Annotated in this window: 22 protein-coding genes; 5 read left to right on the forward strand and 17 right to left on the reverse strand. The window is 67.7% G+C overall.

The features are described 5' to 3' along the window. Positions 1-101: 101 nt before the first annotated feature. The 11 genes from A7U43_RS19225 to A7U43_RS19275 all read right to left on the reverse strand — a co-directional run bounded on the left by A7U43_RS19225 (position 102) and on the right by A7U43_RS19275 (position 12,629). Positions 102-1,496, reverse strand: coding sequence for a sensor histidine kinase (locus A7U43_RS19225; RefSeq protein ID WP_197499873.1), 1,395 nt, complete (start codon positions 1,494-1,496; stop codon positions 102-104). 68 nt (positions 1,497-1,564) lie between these two features. Next, positions 1,565-2,257, reverse strand: a complete 693-nt coding sequence (locus A7U43_RS19230) for a response regulator transcription factor (RefSeq protein WP_067998461.1) — start codon at positions 2,255-2,257, stop codon at positions 1,565-1,567. Between the two features lie 48 nt (positions 2,258-2,305). Further along, positions 2,306-3,832 carry an aldehyde dehydrogenase family protein gene (locus tag A7U43_RS19235; protein WP_231963355.1) on the reverse strand — a complete coding sequence of 509 codons (1,527 nt, stop codon included), beginning with the start codon at positions 3,830-3,832 and terminating at the stop codon, positions 2,306-2,308. A 74-nt stretch (positions 3,833-3,906) separates the two neighbouring features. Beyond that, positions 3,907-4,473 carry a TetR/AcrR family transcriptional regulator gene (locus tag A7U43_RS19240; protein ID WP_231963703.1) on the reverse strand — a complete coding sequence of 189 codons (567 nt, stop codon included), beginning with the start codon at positions 4,471-4,473 and terminating at the stop codon, positions 3,907-3,909. 206 nt (positions 4,474-4,679) lie between these two features. Continuing rightward, positions 4,680-5,600, reverse strand: coding sequence for a helix-turn-helix transcriptional regulator (locus tag A7U43_RS19245; RefSeq protein WP_082902213.1), 921 nt, complete (start codon positions 5,598-5,600; stop codon positions 4,680-4,682). 168 nt (positions 5,601-5,768) lie between these two features. Beyond that, positions 5,769-6,734 carry a PE-PPE domain-containing protein gene (locus A7U43_RS19250; RefSeq protein ID WP_067998465.1) on the reverse strand — a complete coding sequence of 322 codons (966 nt, stop codon included), beginning with the start codon at positions 6,732-6,734 and terminating at the stop codon, positions 5,769-5,771. A 143-nt stretch (positions 6,735-6,877) separates the two neighbouring features. Beyond that, complete coding sequence (locus A7U43_RS19255) at positions 6,878-8,752, reverse strand: hypothetical protein (protein WP_067998467.1); 1,875 nt, start codon at positions 8,750-8,752, stop codon at positions 6,878-6,880. A 139-nt stretch (positions 8,753-8,891) separates the two neighbouring features. Next, positions 8,892-10,034, reverse strand: a complete 1,143-nt coding sequence (locus A7U43_RS19260) for a virulence factor Mce family protein (protein WP_067998469.1) — start codon at positions 10,032-10,034, stop codon at positions 8,892-8,894. Positions 10,035-10,114: 80 nt separating this feature from the next. Beyond that, positions 10,115-10,960, reverse strand: coding sequence for a tRNA pseudouridine(55) synthase TruB (truB, locus tag A7U43_RS19265; RefSeq protein WP_068003183.1), 846 nt, complete (start codon positions 10,958-10,960; stop codon positions 10,115-10,117). 56 nt (positions 10,961-11,016) lie between these two features. Beyond that, positions 11,017-11,673: a 4'-phosphopantetheinyl transferase PptT gene (gene pptT / locus A7U43_RS19270; RefSeq protein ID WP_067998471.1), complete on the reverse strand. Its 657-nt coding sequence runs from the start codon at positions 11,671-11,673 to the stop codon at positions 11,017-11,019. Beyond that, a complete protein-coding gene (locus tag A7U43_RS19275; RefSeq protein WP_067998473.1) occupies positions 11,673-12,629 on the reverse strand; it encodes a metallophosphoesterase family protein in 957 nt (318 codons plus the stop codon). The genes pptT and A7U43_RS19275 overlap by 1 nt, the downstream gene beginning before the upstream one ends. A gap of 150 nt (positions 12,630-12,779) precedes the next feature. On the opposite strand from A7U43_RS19275, the gene A7U43_RS19280 reads away from it, so the two are divergent. Together A7U43_RS19280 and A7U43_RS19285 are read left to right on the forward strand one after the other, a co-directional pair. Beyond that, positions 12,780-13,352, forward strand: a complete 573-nt coding sequence (locus A7U43_RS19280; protein WP_067998475.1) for a DUF3558 domain-containing protein — start codon at positions 12,780-12,782, stop codon at positions 13,350-13,352. 19 nt (positions 13,353-13,371) lie between these two features. Beyond that, the gene (locus A7U43_RS19285; protein ID WP_231963356.1) at positions 13,372-15,018 is read left to right on the forward strand and encodes a CocE/NonD family hydrolase; all 1,647 of its coding nucleotides are present in this window, start codon (positions 13,372-13,374) and stop codon (positions 15,016-15,018) included. On the opposite strand, the gene A7U43_RS19290 is transcribed toward A7U43_RS19285, so the two are convergent. Continuing rightward, a complete protein-coding gene (locus A7U43_RS19290; RefSeq protein ID WP_067998477.1) occupies positions 15,007-15,555 on the reverse strand; it encodes a DUF1802 family protein in 549 nt (182 codons plus the stop codon). The two genes, A7U43_RS19285 and A7U43_RS19290, sit on opposite strands and share 12 nt — an antisense overlap. Further along, the gene (locus A7U43_RS19295) at positions 15,552-15,815 is read right to left on the reverse strand and encodes a DUF2277 domain-containing protein (protein WP_068003186.1); all 264 of its coding nucleotides are present in this window, start codon (positions 15,813-15,815) and stop codon (positions 15,552-15,554) included. The genes A7U43_RS19290 and A7U43_RS19295 overlap by 4 nt, the downstream gene beginning before the upstream one ends. A gap of 44 nt (positions 15,816-15,859) precedes the next feature. Between A7U43_RS19295 and A7U43_RS19300 the strand changes: the two genes are divergently transcribed. Further along, complete coding sequence (locus A7U43_RS19300) at positions 15,860-16,621, forward strand: enoyl-CoA hydratase (RefSeq protein ID WP_067998479.1); 762 nt, start codon at positions 15,860-15,862, stop codon at positions 16,619-16,621. Between the two features lie 227 nt (positions 16,622-16,848). Beyond that, on the forward strand, positions 16,849-17,538 hold the full coding sequence (deoC, locus tag A7U43_RS19305) for a deoxyribose-phosphate aldolase (RefSeq protein WP_082902216.1): 690 nt from the start codon (positions 16,849-16,851) through the stop codon (positions 17,536-17,538). Positions 17,539-17,692: 154 nt separating this feature from the next. Here the strand turns inward: deoC and A7U43_RS19310 are convergent, their stop codons facing one another. From A7U43_RS19310 to A7U43_RS19325, 4 genes are read right to left on the reverse strand one after another with little or no spacing between them, the layout of a single operon-like run. Further along, positions 17,693-18,787 carry a glycerate kinase gene (locus tag A7U43_RS19310; RefSeq protein WP_067998483.1) on the reverse strand — a complete coding sequence of 365 codons (1,095 nt, stop codon included), beginning with the start codon at positions 18,785-18,787 and terminating at the stop codon, positions 17,693-17,695. Beyond that, positions 18,784-19,614 (reverse strand): sugar phosphate isomerase/epimerase family protein, encoded by an 831-nt coding sequence (locus A7U43_RS19315; RefSeq protein ID WP_067998485.1) that lies wholly within the window; start codon positions 19,612-19,614, stop codon positions 18,784-18,786. The genes A7U43_RS19310 and A7U43_RS19315 overlap by 4 nt, the downstream gene beginning before the upstream one ends. Next, complete coding sequence (locus A7U43_RS19320; protein WP_068003192.1) at positions 19,611-20,735, reverse strand: dihydrodipicolinate synthase family protein; 1,125 nt, start codon at positions 20,733-20,735, stop codon at positions 19,611-19,613. The genes A7U43_RS19315 and A7U43_RS19320 overlap by 4 nt, the downstream gene beginning before the upstream one ends. A 53-nt stretch (positions 20,736-20,788) precedes the next feature. Then, positions 20,789-21,964, reverse strand: coding sequence for a Gfo/Idh/MocA family protein (locus A7U43_RS19325; RefSeq protein ID WP_067998488.1), 1,176 nt, complete (start codon positions 21,962-21,964; stop codon positions 20,789-20,791). A gap of 167 nt (positions 21,965-22,131) precedes the next feature. Here A7U43_RS19325 and A7U43_RS19330 point away from each other — a divergent pair, with 167 nt between their 5' ends. Beyond that, entirely contained in the window at positions 22,132-23,163 is a 1,032-nt protein-coding gene (locus A7U43_RS19330) for a LacI family DNA-binding transcriptional regulator (protein WP_067998490.1), read from the forward strand. Positions 23,164-23,261 lie beyond the last annotated feature (98 nt).

The following is a 23,261-nucleotide window of genomic DNA, read 5'->3' on the forward strand; positions in this document are numbered from 1 at the left end:
AGCGCGGGCGGGTCACCCAGGAAACTGCATCGTCCACCGATCAGTGGACTGCTTCGATCTGAGGATGACTGGAAGGCTTGTTGACGAATACCTGTCGATGGTCACGACGTCGGTGCCGCGCCGACGCGGGGCAGCGTCACCGTCACCTGCGTCCCACAGCCCGGCTCGGATTGCAGCACCACCGAACCCCCGTAGCCGGTGACGATCGCGTGCACGATGGCCAAGCCGAGTCCGCTGCCCGCCACGCCACCGTCGGCGCTGGTGAAGAACCGTTCGAAAACGCGTTCGCGATCGCCGGCCGGGATACCGTCACCGTTGTCGGCGAGCACCATGCGCACCGTGTCCGGGTCAGCCTCGACGGTGATCTGGATATCGGCGGCCGGGCCGCCGTGTGCCAGGCTGTTACTCACGATGTTGCGCAGTACCTGCGCCAGTCGGTCGGCGTGGGCGGACACGAAGAGCTCTTCGTCGGGAATGGCGGTGGTGACCGTGCGGTCCGGCGCGATGACGGCGACATCCTCGGCGATGACTGCGCATAGCGCGCACACCTCAACATGCTCGGTCGGCAGCTGTTGGGGCGCTTCGACGCGGGCCAGCAACGTCAACTGGTCCAGCAGGCTGCGCATCCGGTCGCATTCCTCGACGATGCTGCGCATGGCTCGTTCGGTGTGCTCGATCTGGGATGGGCGCTGGAAGTGCAGCTCGGACCAGCCCTGAATTTTCGTCAGCGGCGTCCGCAATTCATGGGAGGCATTGGCGATGAAGTCCCGCAGCTCGGTCTCCGTCCTGGCCCGCCGATCCACCAGAGCGGCAATGGCGTTGGTCAACGTCGCCGACTCCCGGTACTTGCCCGCACTCTGACGGACCCGGCGCATGGCACCGGTCGGAGGACGCTCTCCGAGCGTGGCCACCAGATCGGTCAGCGTGCTCAGCGGACGGGTCGTCCGTCGGACAACGAGCGTGATCGCTACCGCCGCACCGATCATCGTCACCACCGAGATCAGCACCGACGCACCGACCATCACCCACAACAACTTTGTCGACGATCGGGTGCCCAAGGCGATGACGGCCGAATCTGCGGAGACAAGTTCGCCGGTGGCCGCGCTCGTGATCAACACCGGATGTTCGAACCGCACCAGCTGCGCCTTGACCATCTGATGGTTCAACGGGACATCGACGATGCCGCCGGCCGCCACGGCGCCCAACATCCGATCGAGCTCGGCCGGTGCCAGTTCCGTCGGCGAGGTCTGCCACACTGCACGCCGGCCACGGTCGGCGGCGAACACGATCGTCGCGGTCCGTGACATTCGTGCCGCGAACTGGTCCGGGTCGATGGCCACCGTCTGCCCCTGTGCGCCGAGATGACCCAGCACGCGTGCCGCCAGGTCGACCTGACTTCGGGTGTAGACGTTGAGCAGTGCGGCAAGCCCGACGACCGCAGCCACCGAGATCAGCAGCACGGCGATACACACGATGGCCAGGGTCCGGCTTCGCACGGTCGCGACCATCGACGGCGCCTGGCTTGCGGACCGTCCGACGATGGGCAACGATCGGCGGCGCTGCCTCAACCGGCGCACCGGCGCAGCGAGTAACCGAAACCGCGCACCGTATGAATCAGCGGCTCACCGCCGGCATCGATCTTCTTGCGCAGATTCGACACCACCTTCTCGACGACCATCCCCTCGCCGCGAAAGTCGTACTGCCACACCTGATCGAGGATCTGTCCGCGCGACACCACCCGTTCGGCATTGCGCATCAGATAGACGAGCAGTCGCAACTCGGTGGGCGTGAGCGCCACCGCCTGCTGTCCGCGCTGTACGGTCAGCCGCTGCATGTCCACCGTCAGATCGGCGTAGGTCACGCACTCGCCGTCGCTATCGCTGTCGCCGCTGCGAGAGCGACGCAACACCGCTTCGATCCGGGCCAGTACCTCGGTGGGGTGGAAGGGCTTGGTGACATAGTCGTCGGCGCCGCCGCGCAGCGCTTCCACCTTCGACTCGATGTCGTTGCGTGCGGTCAACAGGATGATCCCCGCCGCGGCGTGGTACCCCCGGATCCGGGGAATCAGGCTCGCGCCGTCCACATCCGGCAGCCCCAGATCGATCAGCGCGAGATCGACCGGGGTGGCCGCGGCAGCGGCCACCGCCTCGGCACCGCTGCCGGCGCGCACGACCGCGTATCCGGACAGTTCCAGAACACATTCGAGCAGATCACAGATTCCGGCGTCATCGTCGACGATCAGCACCGATGTGGACATGTCCGGCAACTGCTCCTCACGACCGATACCGAGCGGCCCGAATCGTGCTCACCGCCACAGTCTTCGCGCGAGATCCCGACCGCCGATCAGTCTACCGATGCGATGCACGATCGCCCCGCGAAGCGGCCCATAGGGGTACCACGTCAGCTCCGTGCGCAGCGGCGTCCGGGTGGCGACTATCGCCTGCGGTCGACAGAACTTGTAGATCGCATGACGTCCGTTGCGGGTGCCGATGCCCGATTCGCCACGACCACCCTGCGGCAGCGCCAGCGTGAACAGATTGGCGAAGACGTCGTTGATGTTGACCGCGCCCGTGTTCAGTCGGCTTGCCAGTCGTTGTGCGCGTGCAATATCGGCCGAGAAGATCGTCGCCGACAAACCGTAACGGGAGTCGTTGGCCAGGTCGATCGCCTCGGAGTCGACGCTGAACCGCATCACCGGGAGCACCGGCCCGAACGTCTCGTCGCGCATGCAGCTCATCGAGTGATCGACACCGACAAGGACGGTCGGCGGATACACGCCCGATCGTGCGTCCAGCGCCGCTGCACCGGGACCGCCGGTCACCGCGTGTGCGCCCTTACTGAGCGCATCCTCGACCTGTGCCGAGACGATTCGATACTGGTCGCGGGTGATCAGCGGGCCGACGTCGACCTGGTAGGACTGCTGGTCGCTGCCGGTGCGCAGGGCTCCCACCTTGCCGGTGACCAAGGTGACGAAGCGGTCGATCACGTCGGCATGGACATACACGCGCTCGACGGACGTGCACATCTGACCGGCATTGGCCATCGCACCCCACACGGCGGCATTGGCCGCCCGTTCGAGGTCGGCGTCGGCCAGGACGATCATCGCGTCCTTGCCGCCGAGTTCCAGACCGCACGGAATGAGCCGGTCCGCCGCGCGCCGGGCCACCGCCCGGCCGGTGGCCGAGGATCCGGTGAACTGGACATAGTCGACGTTGTCGACGAGGGCCGCCCCGACCGCAGCTCCGCCGTTGCACACCGAGAGCACCGGCGGCGCACCGATCTCCGACCAACCCCGCACCGCCCGGGCGACCGTAGCCGGTGTCACTTCCGACGGTTTGATGGCCACCGTCGCGCCGGCGAGCAATGCGGGCACCGCGTCGAGCAGGGATAGTCCGAGCGGAAAGTTCCAGGGCGTGATGATGCCCACGACCGGATAGGGCTGCCAGTTCAGCAGCTGAGACTTTCCCAGCGCCAGCAGCCCATGCCTGGCCACCCGCGCGGTGCGCAGCTGACCCGGCGCCAGGCGCCCGTAGTAATTGATCGCGTCGACGATGTAGGGGGTCTCGAGATGGGCTTCGGCCCAGGGCTTTCCGGTTTCGCCCTGCAGCGACACGGCGAGTTCGGGCTCATGGTCGAGAAGCCAGTCGCGATACCGGCACAGCCACCGCACTCGCTGCGCCGGGGGCAGAGCCGCCCATTGCGGGGCCGCTGCGCGCAGGGCGGTTACCGTGTCGATGACGTCCTCGGCCGTCATGTCGTCCGCCGGTTCGGCCGCCCGCCCCGGCACCGGTGCCCCGACTACCAGCAGCGCATCCGTATCGTGTGATCCCACTGCGCCGCTCTCCCATCCGCATGGCCTGCGCCCGCGCTCCAGGGAAAGATACCAACCATGTTGTATGTAAACAACTAGGCGAGGACGTCGGTGGCGATGCGTCGGATGTTCTCGCAGGCGCGCTCCCACCGCCGTCGGGCGCGACCGGCATCCTGGTCGAAGAAGCTTGCCACCAGGATGCCCCGCAGAGCATCCATCGCCGTGTACACCACGTTGCGGATGTCTCGCTGCATGGCCTCGTCGGGCACCAGCTGCGCGATCGCCGCCACCAGGGTGCTGTTCACAATCGGCTCCACGCGGTCGATTTCGCGGGCCAGCGTCGGATCCGTGCGGGCGGCCACCCATAACTCCAACGTGGCCACGAACACGGGGCCCTGATGCTCTTCCCAGATGAAATCGAGGATGGCCGAGATCGGGTCGGGATTGGTGCGCACCCGGCCCAGCTGCGTGATGGCACTCTGCGCCCGCTGCTGGGCAAGGTGCTCGATCGCCGCGACGACCAGATCTTCTTTGGACCCGAAATGATGCACCTGGGCGCCCCTGGTGACTCCGGCAAGCTCAGCCACCCGCGCCGTGGTGGTGCCGGCATAACCGTATGCGACCAGACACTGCACAGTGGCATCCAGCAACCGTGTGCGCATCGCGGCGGTGCGCTCGGCCTGAGTCCGCCGGGTCTGTCCCCCAGAAGGCACAGTCGCCTCCCCCATCCTGTCGTCCTGCGCCGGTGATGGCGCCCCCGCAGGCTGACCGGCAGGTACACCCATGGCCGCGAGGTGCCGCCATTGTCCACCACGCAGCGACATCCGGGGCGACCCCACACGGTTTGACGCCGACATGTCCGCGAAGCTCACCGGTGGCGATCACCGCGCGCACGCCGCCGGAAGGCACTGGGCGTCTCACCGGTCCAACGGCTGAAGGCCCTGGTGAAGGCCGCGACCTCGGTGTATCCGAGATGCTCGGCGGCCTCGTGCACCGCAACGTCCGATGACAACAGCGTCGAGGCCAGCTTCGCGCGGACCTCATCGACGAGCGTCCGGTAACTGGTGTTCTCGTCGGCGAGCCGCCGATGCAGCGTGCGCTCGGACACACACAGTTCGGCGGCAAGAACTGCCATCGACGGCAGATTGCCGGGTTCCCGGCACAGCCGCTCGCGCACCGGTCCCGCCAGCCCGCGCCGCCACCGGCGGGCGGCCATCAGCTCATCGCACTGCCGGATGCACTCGGCAGCGGTGACCGCGTCCGCCGCGGGCATCGGCCGGCCCAGTAGAGCGCGCGGGATGTACATCATCGTCCGGGCGGCCGCCGAGTCGATCACCATCTCGATCCGCAAGCGGCGCAATCTCTGCAGCGGCACCTGGATTCCCGGCAATTCCACGCGCACCACCGCATCCGCGGCCAGCTGACCCACCAGCAGCGGCGCCATATTGATCAACGCATACATGTCCCGCTCGAGCACAAATGGGCGCACATCTACGGGAAGGTGGTCATTCGCAAAATAGATCGCGGCGCCGCCCGCCTCATCACGGCGGGTCAGCCGCAGAGATGTCGACGACAACACCGCGTAACGACACGCGGTGTCGACAGCTTGGCCCATCGTCGGACTGGCGAGAATGGCATAGCCGAGGACACCCATATCGGCGACGGTGTATCTGCTGCCCGCAGCTCTGGCCAGAGCGTGCGGATCCGCCACCACGGCCAAGATGTTGCGGACCAGTGCCAGTTCCTGGGCGGCATGCACCTCGCCGACGCCCCCGTGGATGTCGGCCATCGACAAACCGGTGCCGTCGAGGCATACGTCCGGCGTAACCCCCTGTGTGCGTGCCGCTTCGAGCAGGCGTCGGCATGTCGATATCGGTCTGGCGGTATCCCACTCGGGCACGTCGAGGTGAACGGGACCGACCGCCGCGGGTTGCTCGGACACTGCGACCCGTCCCGTTCAGGCGCGGGCAGTCTTGGGTCCCTTGACCCCGGCGGTCTTCGGTCCCTTGACCCCGGCAATCCTCGGCCTGGGGGCGCTGCGATCGGTACGCACGCCCTGCAGACTCGTGGGTCGGTTAGCCCGAGCGGGCCGTTCGCCGTGGTAACCGGTATCGATGATCCGTCGCAGTGGTGCATCCAGTCGGTCGACCAACCTGTCGGGTACGCCCAAAGTTCTCAGGGGTCGCGTCAGCGGCAGCTGGTCGGTCGGCACCAGGACGTGGGTGGTGGTGCCCCCGAGGGAATTGGTGTCGACCGTGACGACATTGCGCGGATCCGACAGGTCCACACCGCTTTTGTTGGGGTGCTCGTAGATCACGCCCGCCGCGGCGTTCAGGACGGCAAGGATGTTGAGTGGATTGTCCGGGAAATCGGCATATCCGTCGTACTCGTGGACGATTTCGATCGTGTCGTAGGGCGTTTCGACGGACGCCTTCGGGATCGTCGCGTCCAGAATCGGTATGTGAACGTGGGGAAGCTTCGCCAATAGGCCGCCGTCACTGTTCGTGGGATCGCCGATCGTGACGAACACGATGTTCTGCGGCGGCGGCGGATCGGCCTGCGCGAGCAACGCGCTCTTCTCATAGTTGACCACCACGGCGCCTTGACTGATTCCAACCACCACGACGGGACCACGTGCCTCCGACAGCGCGGCGCCGAGATTCGCGACTCCGACCGATACCGACTGGTCCAGGGTCAAGTCTCCACGCAGCGGCCAGATGTCGGCGGGGTAGGCGACCCCGACCGGGTCGGGGTCACTGATGATCCCCTGCTCGAGCAGCTGGTGCATCATCTCCTCCGAGGGAGTGCCGTTGCCCGTTCCCCCGACGACGAGCGCCTCCCGGGCGTCCGCACCAAACGGCGCGTCGGCCCTCGCGACCCCACCGCAGGTGAGCACAAGCGCCACTGTGGTCGAGGTGGCCACCGCAGCGGCCCACCGCTTGCCTTGGCGCGGTCCGACGCTCTTGCGCGGCGATGGATACGACACAGAACCTCCACGGACGACATATACAAACATTCTCGCCTGTATGTAATACCACACATTCGGGGCATCCGCCCAGGGCCTGCTCAGTTCCCGGTCACGGTGTAGGTGGCGGTGTGAAAGCCGCCCGCCTCGGCCGTCACCGAGGCACCGGGCGCGAGATCCAACACGGCAATCCCCCGTTCGTCGGTGGTCGCCGTCGCCCCGCCCGTGGACACGACCGCGCCGCGGACCGCTCGCGCCTGCCCGTCGCCGGGGACCGTGGCGGTGACCCGCACCTGACCTTCCCCCGATCCGGCGGCGACAACGAGCTTCGGCTGCGACGCTGGGGGGCAACTCGCCTGAGTGGGAATGCCGGCAAGTTCACGCCCGTTGATCACGGACTCGACTTTTCCCTTGTAGAAATTGTCGGGACCCACCACGACCAAACCTCGAAGATGCCCCTTGCGCACACCCCTGCTCTTCAGGTCCGCACTCCATGTGGCCGCGATCGGAGCCGCCGCCACCACCATCTTCTCGAATCCGTCGATGAAGGTCTCACCATCGTCGGAATAGTTCTTGTAGACCACCGAGAACGTGCCGGAGGCATACGTACCGACGTAGGACAGCAGAGCCGAGCCGGCGGACTTGCCCTTGAGTAATCTGGCCGGCATAGGACGCCCCATGAAAGGATTGAAATCCTTTACCGGAACCGACCATTGGGCCATCTGCTCGGCGTTCTGGTGCACGGGCGGCTGCGGCAGCGTCGGAGTTCGGGTCGGAAAGTGAAGGATGCTGGTCCGCCGCGGCGTGTTCGGGTCGCCACCGGACCCGCTGCCCGATGGTTTCTGTTGCTCGGTGACCACGGCACGGGTCGAATCGGCGAACCAACTCCAACCCCTGATCGTCCACGCCGGGTCGATGATCACCGGCTGACCCGAGTAACCACCCTGCTGCTGCCCGACAGCGGTATTCATCACCCAAGGCTCATTCATGCACCGACGGTTGTTCCATAGACCGACCCGACCGATCTGCCCGAAGCTTGCACTGTCGATCAGCGGTGGCCGTACCAACTGGGTGAACACCGTCATCCGATCCAGCCCGCGCGCCGAGGTGAAATAGGTGGTGCGGCCGTCCGGCGCGATCTCACCTTGCTCGTTGTAGTCGATGTCGTTGGTCAATTGCCGACGCTGTCCGCTCGCGGTGTCGAGGAGGTAGATGTCGTAGTTCAAACCCGTGCTCGTCGCCTGGTACTTGAGCGTGCGGCCGCCGTTGTGCCAGCTCGCGCCCTCGTAGAAACGGGCGGCGTCGACCAGATCGGCGGCGTAGTCCGACTTCTTGTCCCACGCGGGGCTGAACACCCGTTGCTCGACGAGGTCAAAGGTGTCCCGACCGCGCACCAGCTTCGCGATACTCATCCGGGTTCCCTCGATCGGACTGACCTCATTCCACGTCACGTACTCGCCGTACGGATCCGGCTTCGCCTCGCGATTCTGACCGCCCAGCAGGCTGCCCCCGGAGGGGAACTTCACCGGTGTGGACTTCCTGTCGTTGCAGTCGTAGATGGACGGACTGCACTCCAACATCGTGTAGGTGAACTTGCCGGTGCCGCCGCTGCTTCCCTCGGCAAACCAGATCCGCTTTCCGTCTTCCAGAGCGGTGACCTTCGTGGCGCTCTTGGCGACACCACATGTCACGCAGCGGTATTGATCGCCGGCCAGATCGGTGATGGCCACCTGGGAGCCGCCATCGGTGTCGATTTCCACGATCAGATGCTCACCGTCGGGCGTGATCTCGGCCGCGTTTCCCTGACTGACACCGGATGGAAAGTCGAAGTCGATGACCTTCTCCACGACGAAGGGCTCCAACGCGGGACCGGCGGACGTCTGCGGGTCGGCCACGCCGGTGGGTGAGCTGACGAGCACGGCCGCCGTGACGGTGATGACCGTCAGGCCCGCGGAAAGGCAGGAAACAAGGCGCATGGCTGGTGGGATCCTCCGGAATTGCTCGGTGCCGTCGTGACACTTTTGAATTCCACTGCGGGAACCTGTCGAAAGCCTGACGACGGGTGGAGGTTTGGCTACCGATCCGGATGTGTGTGCCGCGCAGGCGCGCGCAGCACTATTCCGACCGTTCGATCAGCGGACCGCCGGGCGCGTTGTTCGGGTTCGGCGTGAAGCGCACGTCCGGGATCATCGTCGCCGGGTCACGGCCCCAGGCCTGTTCCAGGGCCCGCAGCATGCCCGAGATACCGGTACCCGAGAGGAACCCGTTGTCGATCGCACTCAAGGTGAGATCGATGGTGACCGAGGCGTTCATGTAGTCACCGCGGATGACCTTGTCCACGTTGTCGATCGGGAATGGTGTCGTCAGCAGCAGCTTGAGCGCACCCACCAGGTACGGCGAGGCCTTCGCCAGCTCCCGCAACGGGCGCTGCAGGTTCTTCAGGTTGGTGTTGAGATTGGCATTGGTGTTGCTCAACGTCTCATCGGCGGTCGCACTGAGCCGCCCCAACGCAGTCACCGCACCGGCGAAAAGATCCCGGGTCTCGGCGAAATGCTGGATCAACGGCGGGAACTCGGTGAGCACCCGATCCAACGTCTCATTGCGCTCGGCCACGATGGCCAACAACCGATCCGTCGAATCGATCGCCCGGGTGATGTCCTGGCGCTGCTGATTCAATTCGAACGTGAAGGTGTCCAACCGATTCAGGAACTCCCGGATCTCCCCCGAGCGCCCCGTCAGGATCGCATTGACCTCATTCTGGATCACCTCGATATTCGGGATACCACCACCGGTCAGGATGCCCGAAATACTGGCCAGCGTCCGCTCGATCGTCGGGAACGCCGACGAGCGCTCCAGCGGAATCGTGTCCCCATTGCGCAGCGGCTCCGGCGACGGATCCTCCGGCTCATCCAGTTCCACGTGCTGAGAACCCAGCAACGAGGTCTGCCCGATCCGCGCCAGCGCGTTGCTGGGCAACTGCACCCCGGGCTCCAGATCCACCGTCAGCAGCGGCACCCAGTTCTTCAACTCGATCTTGCGCACCCGCCCGACGAACACGTCGGCCACCCGGACCCGGCTATTGGCGTTCAGCGCCAACGTCTCCGGCATCTGGATGTAAATCGTCGAGTGCCCCGACTGAGTGCCCGGACCACCCGGCAACGGAACGTTGGCGATACCGCGCCACTGCCCACAACCGGACAGCATCAACCCGGCCGCCAGCAACGCGGTGATCCGACGGCACGACGACCGCAATCGCATACCGGCACGCTATGGCCGGGCACACCGCATGTGAATGCTCGAACCGGACGGCGATTTGATCTTTCCGGACAGCCGGGAATTCAACCCGCGAGGGTGGCCGGCCGCAGCACCACCACGGGCCGGGTGCGCGTGGCACCGTCCTCCAGCAGCGCGATCACCCGGCCGTCGGCGGCGGTGGCCGCATACACACCGGGAATACCGGCCGGCTCCAACGCCCGGCCGTGGCCGGTGTCGAGCACCTCGGCGTCGGTGAGATCGCGGCGGGGGAATCCCAGCAGGCACGCCTCGTCCAGGCTGTAGGACAGCCGGGCCGCCTCGGCGAGTTCGTCGAGGGTACGGGCCTCGTCGAGCCCGTAGCGGCCCACCGCGGTGCGCCGCAGCGCGGTGAGGTGCCCGCCCACCCCCAGCATGGTGCCCACATCGCGCGCCAAGGCCCGGATGTAGGTTCCCGAAGAACAGTCGACGACGACGTCCACATCGGTGAAGCCGGAGCCCCGACGCACCGCGCGCACGTCGAACCGCGCGATGTGCACCGGCCGGGCGGGCAGTTCGACGGCGCGGCCCTCGCGGGCCAGCTTGTAGGACCGCTCCCCCGCCACCTTGATCGCACTGACCGCCGAAGGCACCTGCTCGATGGAGCCGCGCAGCCCCGCAACCGCGGCCTCGATCTCGCCATCGGTGATGTGCTCGGCCGGGACCGTCTGCAGCACCTCGCCTTCGGCATCCTCAGTGGACGTGGTCTGCCCGAGGCGGATGGTGGCGGCATACGACTTGTCGGTGCCGGTGATCAGGCCGAGGATCTTGGTGGCGCGTTCGATGCCGATGACGAGCACCCCGGTGGCCATCGGATCCAACGTCCCGGCGTGGCCGACCTTGCGGGTGCCGAAAAGGCGCCGACAGCGGCCGACGACGTCATGGCTGGTCATTCCGCTCGGTTTGTCGACGACCACCAAACCCGGAGCCGGAACCGGAACCGGCTTGCTCACAGCGTGATCGCCGTCAGCGCGATACCGTCGGCCACCGACCAGCGACCGTCCAGCGCAGCCAGCGGCGGGCCCTGCTCGGCGGCGGGGTCGATGAGGATGCGGGAGCGGAACGTCCCCGCACTGCCCGACGAATCGAGGGTGAACGTGATGTGCGCATCCTCGAAACCCAGCCAGCGGTGAGTCAGCGGGAACCACGCCTTATACGTTGCCTCCTTGGCGCAGAACAGGATCCGGTCCCAGTGCAGGCCTGTCGGCAAGGTCGACAGCTGCGACCGCTCGATCGGCAGACTGATTGCGTCGAGCACACCCCTGGGCAGCACATCGTGCGGCTCGGCATCGATGCCGACCGACCGGATCTCGCCCTGGCGTGCGACCACCGCACCCCGGAACCCGTCACAGTGCGTGAGGCTCCCGACCACGCCGTCCGGCCAGCACGGTTCACCCTTCTCCCCCTTGAGGATCGGCACCGGCGCGACTCCGATCTCGCCGAGCGCGATCCGGGCGCAGTGGCGCACGGTCACGAACTCGTTGCGGCGCTTGGCCACCGAACGGGCCACCAGCGGCGCCTCCTCCGGCAACGGCATCAGGTCCGGCGGGTCGTCATACAGTTCGGCGGTGGACACCGCATCCGGAACGACAGTGGGAAGCAGCACTACAGGCCCCTCCTCGACTTGATCCGGTCCGACATCTTCTGCGCGTTCTCGCGCATCTCCTCGGTGATCTCGAAGTGCCCGCCGAAGTCGTTGAGGTAACCCGGTGCGTACTTCGGATCCGGCAGGATCTGACGCAACCAACGATAGGGCTTGCGGCGCCGCCACTCTCGCGGATATCCGACCGAAACCTCCTCGAAGCGCACCCCGTCGTACCAGGTGGTGCGAGGAATGTGCAGGTGCCCGTACACCGAGCAGATGGCGTTGTAGCGGGTGTGCCAGTCCGCGGTTGCCGTCGTTCCGCACCACAACGCGAACTCCGGATAGAACATCGCGTCGCAGGGTTCGCGCACCAGCGGGAAATGGTTGACCAGCACGGTCGGGGTCATCCAGTCCAGGTCTTCGAGCCGCTTGCGGGTGTGCGCCACCCGGTCCCGGCACCAGGCGTCGCGGGTGGCGTACGGTTCCGCCGAGAGCAGGTACTCGTCGGTGCCGACGATATTGCGTTCCTTGGCCAGTGCCAGTCCCTCGGCCTTGGTGGCGGTTCCCTCGGGCAGGAACGAGTAGTCATAGAGCAAGAACATCGGCACGATGGTGGCCGGCCCGCCCTGCTCGTTCCACACCGGGAACGGGTGCTCGGGGGTCACCACGCCCATCTGGTCGCACATGTCGACCAGATAGTCGTAGCGGGACCGCCCGAAGATCTGCATCGGGTCCTTGTTGGTGGTCCACAACTCGTGGTTGCCCGGCACCCAGATCACCTTGGCGAACCGTTTCCGCAGCAGATCCAGCGCCCAGCGAATCTCATCGGTACGTTCGCCGACATCGCCGGCGACGATCAGCCAGTCGTCCGGGCTCGACGGGTACAGCGATTCGGTGACCGGCTTGTTGCCGGTGTGACCGGTGTGCAGGTCGCTGATCGCCCACAGCACCGGTCGTCGTTGTTCTCGTGACGGCATGGACACAACAGACCAGCCTACTGGCGTATCCGGCCGTCCTTCATGCGAGCAACTAGAACCTGTTCTCGTTTACTCCTCCGGTGGCGGCGGGCAGGCTTGTACACTCCCGGCAAGGCTCAATTGGGTTCGGCAACGTGTGATGGGGGTGTGATGGTCGCCAAACTACGGCTGCTGTCGGCGCTGGGTGCGCTCGTCGCGGCGGTGATCGTGGTCTGGCAGGCCAATCCGACCGGATCTCCGGTGCAGGTGAGCGCCGGTGATCTCCCCATGACGAACGTGTCCACCACCATCAAGTGGCCGGTGATCGAAACCGTCGACCCCAAGCCGTTCGACCCGTGCGCGGACATCCCGCTCGATGTCGTGCAGCGGATCGGACTGGCGGTGACACCACCGGTTCCCGAGGACGGTCTGCGCTGTCACTACGACGCCGGCAACTATCAGATGGCCGTCGAGGCGTTCGTCTGGCGGACCTATGAGGCGACGCTGCCCGCCGATGCCGTCGAACTCGATATCGCGGGACACCGGGCCGCCCAGTTCTGGATCATGAAGCCGACGGACTGGAACGACCGCTGGTGGGTGACCTGCATGATCGCGTTCAAGACGAGCTACGGGGTGCTGCAGCAGTCGGTGTTCTACTCCCCGATCCATTCGCCGGACCGCCCCGATTGCCTCCAGGTCAACCTGGCGCGCGCCCACGAATTGGTGCCGTACTACAAGTTCTGAGCCCGCGTACGGTTGTTAGGTGAGCTCGCGAACCTTGCGCCAGGCCCGCCGCGCGCTGAGCGGGGCCCTGCGCCTGCCCTCCCCGACCACCGACTACGTGGTGCATCGCCGGGTACCGATTCCCATGCGCGACGGTGTGGAGTTGCTCGCCGACCACTACCAGCCGCAGACCGCAAACCCGGCGGGCACCCTGCTGGTCCGGGGGCCCTACGGCCGCAGATTCCCCTTCACCGTGCTGTTCGGCAGCATCTACGCGACGCGCGGGTACCACGTGGTCTTCCAGAGCGTGCGCGGCACGTTCGGCTCCGGAGGCGAATTCACCCCGATGGTCAACGAAATCGCCGATGGCGCCGACACCGCCGCCTGGCTGCGCGAGCAGCCCTGGTTCACCGGCACCTTCGCCACCATCGGCCTGTCCTACCTGGGATTCACCCAGTGGGCACTGCTCACCGACCCGCCACCGGAGCTGGCCGCCGCCGTGATCACCGTCGGTCCGCACGATTTCGCCCAATCGTCCTGGGGCACCGGGTCGTTTTCGCTCTACGACTTCCTGGGCTGGAGCGAGATGGTCGCCCACCAGGAAGATCCCGGCCGGGCCCGGGCCGTGCTGCGCCAAGCCACCGCCGGGCGCCGGGTCGGTGCCGCCACGCTCGATCTGCCGCTGGGCACGGGTGGACGCAATCTGCTCGGGGACGGCGCGCCGTGGTACGAATCGTGGCTGCAGCCACCGCAGGAGAATCCCGAACACTGGCGCCGGCTGAGTGCGGCCGCAGCGCTGGACCGGGTGGACGTCCCGGTGTTGCTGCTCAGCGGCTGGCAGGACCTTTTCCTCGACCAGACGCTGGATCAGTACCGGCGTCTGCGCGCGCGCAACGTACCGACCGCGATGACCATCGGATCCTGGACCCACACCCAGATGATGACCAGGGGTGGGCCGAGGGTGCTCCGGGAGACCTTGGGCTGGCTGGACACGCACCTGGGGGGCGCACCGGACACTCGCCGCAGCCCGGTGCACGTCGACATCCACGGTGCCGGGTGGGTCGAACTGCCCGACTGGCCGCCGGCCACCGAGCATCGCGAGCTGTATCTGCTCGCCGGCGGACGCTTGGGCGACGCACCGTCCGGCGGCGCGGCCGTGACGTCCAGCTTCGTCTTCCATCCCGCCGACCCCACACCCACCATCGGCGGCCGGCTCCTCTCGGCCGACGGCGGCTACCGCGACGACTCGGCACTCGCGGCCCGCCCCGACGTGCTCACCTGCACCGGTGAACGCCTGCCGGCAGACGTCTACAGCGTCGGTGTCCCGGTGCTCGAGATGGCACACCGCTGCGATAATCCCCACCACGATGTGTTCGTCCGGGTCAGCGAGGTCGACAGCCGGGGCCGCTCACAGAATGTGAGCGACGGCTTCCGCAGATTCAGCTCCGCTCCCCAGTCCGGGGTGGTGCGTATCGAACTCGACGCCGTGGCGCACCGGTTCGCGGCCGGGTCGCGAATCCGGGTACTGGTGGCCGGTGGCTCGCACCCGCGCTACGCGCGCAATCTCGGCACGGGCGAGCCCGCGATATCGGGCCAGACGCTGCGACCGGCCACCCACACCATCACCCACGACACACGATCGCGCCTCATCCTGCCCGCGGCGTCGGTGCCGCCGTCAGCCCACTGAGGCACGTACCCGCCGCGCGACGGCGGCCAGCGCATCGAGGTCGTGTACGGCTGGGAGATAACGACTTTCGGTCACCGGTAACTGCACCCAGCTGGAGCAGCCGGCATAATCCGGACTGCGCGGCAACGGCACCGGCACGGTGAGTGCACGGGCCTGCACCACCAACACGGTCAGCCGGTGCTTCGGCCGGAAATCCAGCCTGTCGGCGCGCACCGATTCCTCGGTCCAGATGTGCAGGTCGGCGATGTCGCCGATGGCTTCCGGACGATTGACCTCAATCGCCGCAACGACTTTCGCGCCGGCCCGCAGCACGACGGTGTCCTCGGTGCTGTCCGGGGCGTACTCGAGCAGTCCACGGTGTTCGGGCCGCACCCGTTGGTTGTGGCTGTGCGCGACGGTCGGGAACAGCAGGAACTCGCCCGCTGCCAGCGAAAAACGCTTCTCGTGGATGCCGCCTTTGCGCAGCAGCACGGTTTGGCGACCGTCGAGCAGTGCGTGCACCGCGGCAGCCCATTCTTTGAGCGCCGGGGTGCTCACAGACCGAGCCGGGCGCGCACCTCGGGACGGCGCAACGGCGGCACCGTTTTGGGCGGCTGCCTACGCGGCGGGAGCTGCGAGAGCAGCCGCTCGGTGGTGGTGGTGACCTCGGCGACGGCGGCTTCGAAGGCGTCGACGTTGGCCGCGGTGGGGCGCGTCACGCCGCTGATCTTGCGGATGTACTGCCGCGCGGCGGCCTCGATCTCTTCCGATGTCGCTGCCGGTTCCAGACCACGCAGCTCGGTGATGTTTCGGCACATGACCTCCACGATAGGCCGTTTACGGGTGTCGATACGGTGTCGAAATGACTGAATCGCCTGTGCTGCTGATCGACACCACCGACCGGGTCCGCACTCTGACGCTGAACCGGCCGCAGTCGCGCAACGCGCTGTCGCTGGCGCTGCGCAGCCAGCTGTTCGCCGCACTGCGCGAAGCCGAAGCCGACGACACCGTGGACGTGGTGATCCTGACCGGCGCGGATCCGGTGTTCTGCGCGGGACTGGACCTCAAGGAGCTGGGCGGCAGCACCGAACTTCCCGACATCTCCCCCAAATGGCCGGCCATGCGCAAACCGGTGATCGGCGCGATCAACGGTGCCGCGGTCACCGGCGGGCTGGAGATCGCGCTGTACTGCGATGTGCTGATCGCCTCCGAGCAGGCCCGGTTCGCCGACACCCACGCCCGGGTGGGGTTGCTGCCCACGTGGGGGCTGTCGGTGCGGTTGCCGCAGAAGGTCGGGGTCGGGATGGCCCGCCGGATGAGTTTGACCGGTGACTACCTGTCCGCGGGCGACGCGCTGCGTTGCGGACTGGTCACCGAGGTGGTCGCACACGACGAGTTGCTGCCCGCCGCACGCCGGATCGCGGCGTCGATCGTGGGTAACAATCAGCGCGCGGTCGGGGCGCTGCTGGACTCCTACCACCGCATCGACGCCGAGCAGACGCAGGCCGGATTGTGGATCGAAGCCGAATCCGCGCGGGCCTGGATGACGGTTGCCAGCGGCGACGATATCGCCGCCAGCCGGGCCTCGGTGATGGAGCGCGGTAGGTCCCAGGTGCAGCCGTAGCGTCTTGCCGACCGCCGAGCGAGGGCGAAGGCCGAAGTACATGGCTTCAGTCAGGGTGTCTACGGGCGCATCAGCGCTGAAGCTGCGGACGATTTCCGGCCGGATCACGTCCCCCGTTTCAGGTTCGCGGCGCGGTCGGCCTCAAGACTGAAACCAGGTATGCAGCGACAGGGGCATACGTTGGGCCGGAGTACTCCTGCCCACCACGGATGAGAACAGAGGACTGCATGAGCACCCCCACCGCCACCGTCGCCGATGTGGCCGCGATGATCGACCACACCCTGCTCAAGCCCGAGGCGACCGCCGCCGATGTGGCGGCACTGGTGGCCGAGGCCGTCGAACTGGGCACCTATGCGGTGTGCGTGTCGCCGTCCATGCTGCCGATCTCCGTGCCCGAGGGTCTGAAGATCGCTGTGGTGTGTGGCTTCCCGAGCGGGAAGCACACTTCGGCGGTCAAGGCCGCCGAAGCGGCCGAAGCGGTGCGCCACGGCGCCGACGAGATCGACATGGTCATCGATATCGGCGCCGCCAAGGCGGGTGGCTTCGACCTGGTGCAGGCCGATATCGCCGCGGTGCGCGCGGCCGCACCCGCCCCGGTGGTGCTCAAGGTGATCATCGAGTCGGCCGCCCTGACCGACGACGAGATCGTCGGCGTGTGCCGGGCCGCGGTGGCCGCCGGCGCCGACTTCGTCAAGACCTCGACCGGATTCCACCCATCCGGCGGCGCCACCGTGCACGCCGTGGAACTGATGCACCGCACGGTGGCCGATGCCGGACTGTTCGTGAAGGCCTCCGGCGGGGTGCGCACCCTCGAGCAGGCACGCGCGATGATCGCCGCCGGGGCCACCCGGCTGGGAGTGTCGGGGTCGCGGGCGCTGCTGTCCTCGGAGGCCGACGGGTCTGCTGCCGGCTACTAGAGGCGTCTACGTGGGTTCAGTTTCGTGGACGGGTGAGCCGCGAAACTGAACCAGTGGACATCCAGGTGCCCGAATCCATACCGGGTCTCAGTCTTGAGGCGAGGTCGGCCGCAAGACTGAAACCAGGGATATCGGCGACACGCAGGATTGCGGGCTAGCCAGTCAACCGTTGCGCTGCGGCGGATCCGGCGGCCTGCAGCCAGCGCAGCGGATCGGCCGTCGCGGCGGCCGCCGATCCGGCGATATCGCTGAGGGATAGCGCCGGTACCGGGCACCGTCCCGCGACCTGCCCGGCCACCACCAGGGCGGGCAACCCGTGGCGTGCGGCGGCATCCAGCACGTGGCCGACGAGCTTGCCGGTCCACGAGGTGTCATCGAGGCGGCCCTCGCCGGTGAGTACCAGGTCGGCCGTACGAAGGTGATCATCGAGTCCGGTGAGTTCCGAGATGCGCTGCGCACCGGACGTCGCCGTGGCACCCCAGGACATCAGGCCGAAGCCGGCGCCACCGGCCGCGCCGGCGCCGGGAGCGTCCGCATCGGCATGCAGACCAGCCGCATTGAGGATTCGCGCCCAGCGGGTCAGGCCGTCATCGAGCTGCTCGACGTCGGCCGGAGTCGCACCCTTCTGGGGTCCGAACACGGCCGCGGCGCCCTGCGGGCCGTGCAGCGGGGCCGCGGTGTCGACCAGTAACTGCACACCTCCGGGCGGCAGCGGGGCCAGGCCGCCGGTGTCCACCTCGGTCACGGTGCGCAGACCGTGTGCACCGGGCGAGACCGGCCGTCCGGACGCATCGAAAGCTCGCAGCCCCAGCGCCATCAGGGCACCGGCGCCGCCGTCGGTACTCGCCGAACCGCCGAGCCCGATCTGCAACGACCGGGCGCCGGCGGACAGCGCCGCACCGATCACCTGACCCAGGCCGCGGGTATCGGCCCGCCACGGGTCCAACCGGTCCAGCAGCGCGATGCCCGACGGTTCGGCGAGTTCGATGACGGCGCGTTGTCCGTCCCGGTCGAACAGCCAGCGGGCGAGCACCCGTCGACCGTCGGGCCCGTCGACCTCGGTCTGGTGCCACCGCCACTCCCCGGACGCCGCAACGGCCGCACAGGTGCCCTCGCCGCCGTCGGCCTGCGGCAGCGCGACGACATCGTCACCCGCCCGCACCGCCGACCACCCCCGGCCAAGCGTCTCGGCGACCTCGGTGGCCGAGGCTGTGCCCTTGAACGAGTCCGGCGCGATGAGCACCTTCACAGTGCGGGCAGCACCAGGTCGCGGTACCGGCTCTTCATCGTCTCCAGCACGGCACGGCCGTCGGCGGCCCAGACCTCCTCGTTGAAGATCTCCACCTCGACGTCCCCGGCATACCCGGCGGCGCTCACCAGCGCGGCGATGGCAGCGAAATCGATGACGCCGTCGCCCATCATCCCCCGGGACACCAGCGGGTCGGCGGCCATCGGCACCAGCCAGTCACAGATCTGGAAGGAACTGATGCGGCCCTGCGCGCCGGCCGCGGCGATGAGCTCGGCCAGGTCGGGGTCCCACCAGACGTGGAAGGTGTCCACCACGACGCCGACCGCGCTCGCGGGGTACGGCGCGGCCAGCGCCAGCGCCTGGCCGAGGGTCGAGATCACGGCACGATCGGCGCAGAACACCGGGTGCAGGGGCTCCAGCGCGAGCCGGACGTCCCGCTCGGCGGCATAGGGCACCAGCGTGGCGATCCGATCGGCCAGCCGCGCCCGCGTGCCGGGCAGATCGCGATCCGGGATGCCGCCGGCGACCATGATGAGCTCCGGGGCACCCAGGGTGGCGGCCTCGTCGATGGCGCGGCGGTTGTCGTCGAGTGCGTGCTCACCGTCCTCGATACCGGTGAGGAATCCGCCGCGGCACAGACTCGACACCCGAAGACCGTTGTCGTGCACGAGTTTCGATGCGACATCGACACCCACCTCGGCGACCCGGTCCCGCCACAGGCCGACCGCCGGCAACCCGGCGGCGGCGGTCGCCTCGACGGCCTGGCGCAGGTTCCAGCTCTTGGTCGTCATGGTGTTCAGCGACAACCGGGAGAATGTCGCGCTCATCCGTCGACTCCGTTCACGGCGAGGTAGCTGCGCATCCGGGTGGCGGCCAGGTCGGGATCGGCGAGCAGTCCGGCCCGGTCGGCCAGCACGAACAGCTCGCTCAGGTGGCCCACCGACCGGCCCGAGGTGAGCCCGTTGACCATCGTGAACCCGGACTGGTGGCCGTTGAGCCAGGACAGGAACGCGATGCCGGTCTTGTAGTAGTAGGTCGGTGCGGCAAAGATGTGCCGGCCCAATTCCTGGGTGGCGGACAGGATCTCGTGCGCACGCGTGGCGTCACCGGCGTCGAGGGCCTGCAGGGCGGTCGAGGCCGCGGGGTAGATCGCGGCGAAGATACCCAGCAGGGCGTCGGAGTGGCCGGCCTCGTCACCGAGGATCAGGTCGGGATAGTTGAAATCGTCTCCGGTGTAGAGCCGGACACCGGCGGGCAGTGCGCGCCGCAGGGCGATCTCGTGCCCGGCGTCCAGGAGCGACACCTTGACGCCGTCCACCTTGTCGGCATGGGTCTCGATGAGCTCCCGGAAGGTGTCTGTCGCCCAGCCGATATCGGTGCTGCCCCAGTACCCGGCCAGGGCGGGGTCGAACATCTCCCCCAGCCAGTGCAGGATGACGGGGCGGTCCGCTTCGGCGAGCAGTGCGCCGTACACCGACAGATAGTCTTCGGGCGTCCGGGCGATGCTCGCCAGCGCACGCGACGCCATCAGGATCACCTGGGCGCCCGCGTCGCGGACCACCTCGATCTGCTCCCGGTACGCGTCGGTGATGGCGGTGAGGCCGTGTGCGCCGGGCGGAAGCTGGTCGGTGCCCGCGCCACAGGCCAGCCGGCCGCCGACGGCGGCGGCCTCACGGCCACTGCGGGCGATCAACTCCCGGGTGGCCGTCCAGTCCAGTCCCATGCCGCGCTGGGCGGTGTCCATGGCGTCGGCGACACCCAGACCATAAGACCACAGCTCGTGGCGGTAGGCCATGGTGACGTCCCAGTCCAGATCGGCCGGCGCGCCGGGGGTGCTGTCTGCGGTGAGCCTGGGGACGACATGCGCTGCGGCATAGGCGATCCGCGAGGTGATCGGCGCATCGGGGCGCCGCCACGGACCGGGCTCGCCGAGGACGTGGGTGCGCATCGCCCCGGCGATCGGCAGCCGCAGCGCCGTGGTGGCCGTCTTGATCGTCGCGGTCACAGCACGATCTCCGGCACGTCGAGGCGGCGCCCCTCGGCGGAGCTGCGCAGACCGAGTTCGGCCAGTTGCACACCGCGGGCGGCGGACAGCAGGCCGAAGCGGTGGGACCGCCCGGCGACGACATCGCGCAGGTATTCCTCCCACTGCAGTTTGAAGCCGTTGTCGAGGTCCGCGTTGGCCGGTACCTCCAGCCACTGGTCGCGGAACCTCTCGGTGACCGGAAGATCGGGGTTCCACACCGGCTTCGGGGTGTGAGCGCGCTGCTGGGCGACGCAGCCGCGAAGCCCTGCCACCGCCGAGCCGTGGGTGCCGTCGATCTGGAACTCGACGAGTTCGTCGCGGTGCACCCGGACCGCCCAGGACGAATTGATCTGGGCGATGACACCGCCTTCGATCTCGAAGATGCCGTACGCGGCGTCATCGGCGGTTGCCGGGTAGGCGTTGCCCTGCTCGTCCCAGCGGGTCGGGATGTGGGTGGCGGTACGCGCGGTCACCGTTTGCACGGTGCCCAGCAGAGCCTCCATCACATAGTTCCAGTGGCAGAACATGTCGACGGTGATACCGCCGCCGTCCTCGGCGCGGTAGTTCCAGCTGGGCCGCTGGGCGGGCTGGCCGTCACCCTCGAACACCCAGTACCCGAACTCACCGCGCATCGACAGGATGCGCCCGAAGAAACCCTCGTCGACGAGCCTGCGCAGTTTGACCAGACCCGGCAGGTAGAGCTTGTCGTGCACCACCCCGGCCACCACCCCGGCGTTCTCCGCCATCCGGGCCAATTCGATGGCTTCGGTGAGTGTTTCGGCCGTCGGCTTCTCGGTGTAGACGTGCTTGCCCGCCTTGATGGCCCCGGACAGCGCCTCCATCCGCCGCGAGGTGACCTGCGCGTCGAAGTACACGTCGACACTCGGGTCGGCGATCACCGACGCGGTATCGGTCGTCCAGGACGCGATGCCGTGCTCGGCAGCGAGGTCGGCGATCTTCTCGGCGTTGCGCCCGACCAGGATCGGCTCGATGTCGACACGGGTGCCGTCCTCGAGGCGCAGGCCGGTCTCGCGCAGCGGAAGGATGGAGCGCAGCAGGTGCTGGCGGTAGCCCATCCGGCCGGTCACGCCGTTCATGGCGATGCGCAGGGTACGGCCGCGGGTCGGGACGTTGTCAGAAGATGTGGCCATGTGCGAATTCCTTGTCAGATGAACTGAGGTGATCAGGGGCGCGGCGCACCAACCGGACTCGTTATCGAGTCGGCGGCGCCGTCAGCACTTCGGAATGCGCTTTCCAAGGTAAGCTGTGCGGGCGCTCCGGTCAACCCCGGAGATCGGCGAGACGGGCGGGAGCGGGCATGGCGGCGGTGACTCTGCAGGATGTGGCGACACGGGCCGGCGTATCGCAGGCCACCGCGTCGCGGGTGCTCAACGGCTCGAATCGCATTCCCGGCGAAGGGGTGGCCGATCGGGTGCGCACCGCGGCGCGCGAACTCGGTTACGTCCCGAATGCGCAGGCCCAGGCGCTGGCCCGGGCCTCTACCGGACTACTCGGGCTCATCGTGCACGATATCGCCGACCCGTACTTCTCCTCGATCGCGCGCGGCGTGCAGTCGGCGGCCCGCGCCGCGCGAAAACAGGTGCTGCTGGCCGGCACCGACCGCGACTTCGATATCGAGCGCGAATCGGTGAGCACCTTCATCGCCCACCGCGCGGATGCCATCGTGCTCGCGGGCTCCCGGCAGAGCGGCGACCTGGACCGCGAACTGGAAGCCGAGTTCGGCCGCTACCGCGCCAACGGTGGACGGGTCGTGGTGATCGGACAGCCACTGGCCTTCGGCGGCGCGGTCGAACCCGAAAACCATTTCGCCTCAGGAGAATTGGCTGATGCACTGGTCGCCGCCGGACACCGCCAGTTCGCGGTGATCGGCGGACCCGGCAACATCCGAACGTCGGTGGACCGCCGCAACGGATTCACCGAGGCGCTCGGCAGACACGGCCTGACCACACTGGTGGAGGTGTCCGGCGATTTCACCCGCGACGGCGGGTACTCGGCCGCCCGCCGACTCGCCGCGGCGCTGGACCTCACCCCCGGCGGCGCCGGTGAACCCGTCTGTGTGTTCGCGGTGACCGACGTCATGGCCATCGGGGCCATCGCCGCCTGGCGCGAGTTGGGCCTCAGTGTGCCCCGGGATGTGTGCATCGCCGGCTTCGACGACATCCCGACGCTGCGCGACCACACGCCGAGCCTGACCACGGTGGCGCTACCGCTGGAGGAAATCGGTGCGCGCGCAGTGGAATTGGCGCTACAAGTCGATACCGATGCCGATGACCTGCGGGAACGGGTGCCCGGACGGATCGTGCTGCGGGACAGCACCCGCCTTGGCTGAAGAGATCTTCAGCGTTCACCGCACGCGTCGGTTGACAGTGTGCGCCAGGTCACGTTAGTGTCGGAATCGCTTCGGAAAGCGCATTCCCAACGGGTGCA

Source organism: Mycobacterium adipatum (assembly GCF_001644575.1).
Classification (GTDB): domain Bacteria; phylum Actinomycetota; class Actinomycetes; order Mycobacteriales; family Mycobacteriaceae; genus Mycobacterium; species Mycobacterium adipatum.

Bases quoted from the DNA above. Each gene is read 5' to 3' on its own strand.
- A7U43_RS19300 (WP_067998479.1), top strand. From the start codon at position 15,860: ATGACTGAATCGCCTGTGCTGCTGATCGACACCACCGACCGGGTCCGC.
- A7U43_RS19240 (WP_231963703.1), bottom strand. From the start codon at position 4,473: ATGCGCACACGGTTGCTGGATGCCACTGTGCAGTGTCTGGTCGCATAC.
- A7U43_RS19325 (WP_067998488.1), bottom strand. From the start codon at position 21,964: ATGGCCACATCTTCTGACAACGTCCCGACCCGCGGCCGTACCCTGCGC.
- A7U43_RS19275 (WP_067998473.1), bottom strand. From the start codon at position 12,629: ATGCCGTCACGAGAACAACGACGACCGGTGCTGTGGGCGATCAGCGAC.
- truB (WP_068003183.1), bottom strand. From the start codon at position 10,960: ATGACCAGCCATGACGTCGTCGGCCGCTGTCGGCGCCTTTTCGGCACC.
- A7U43_RS19330 (WP_067998490.1), top strand. From the start codon at position 22,132: ATGGCGGCGGTGACTCTGCAGGATGTGGCGACACGGGCCGGCGTATCG.
- A7U43_RS19245 (WP_082902213.1), bottom strand. From the start codon at position 5,600: ATGGCCGACATCCACGGGGGCGTCGGCGAGGTGCATGCCGCCCAGGAA.
- A7U43_RS19320 (WP_068003192.1), bottom strand. From the start codon at position 20,735: ATGCGCACCCACGTCCTCGGCGAGCCCGGTCCGTGGCGGCGCCCCGAT.
- A7U43_RS19295 (WP_068003186.1), bottom strand. From the start codon at position 15,815: ATGTGCCGAAACATCACCGAGCTGCGTGGTCTGGAACCGGCAGCGACA.
- A7U43_RS19260 (WP_067998469.1), bottom strand. From the start codon at position 10,034: ATGCGATTGCGGTCGTCGTGCCGTCGGATCACCGCGTTGCTGGCGGCC.
- A7U43_RS19255 (WP_067998467.1), bottom strand. From the start codon at position 8,752: ATGCGCCTTGTTTCCTGCCTTTCCGCGGGCCTGACGGTCATCACCGTC.
- A7U43_RS19315 (WP_067998485.1), bottom strand. From the start codon at position 19,614: ATGAGCGCGACATTCTCCCGGTTGTCGCTGAACACCATGACGACCAAG.
- A7U43_RS19230 (WP_067998461.1), bottom strand. From the start codon at position 2,257: ATGTCCACATCGGTGCTGATCGTCGACGATGACGCCGGAATCTGTGAT.
- A7U43_RS19280 (WP_067998475.1), top strand. From the start codon at position 12,780: ATGGTCGCCAAACTACGGCTGCTGTCGGCGCTGGGTGCGCTCGTCGCG.
- deoC (WP_082902216.1), top strand. From the start codon at position 16,849: ATGAGCACCCCCACCGCCACCGTCGCCGATGTGGCCGCGATGATCGAC.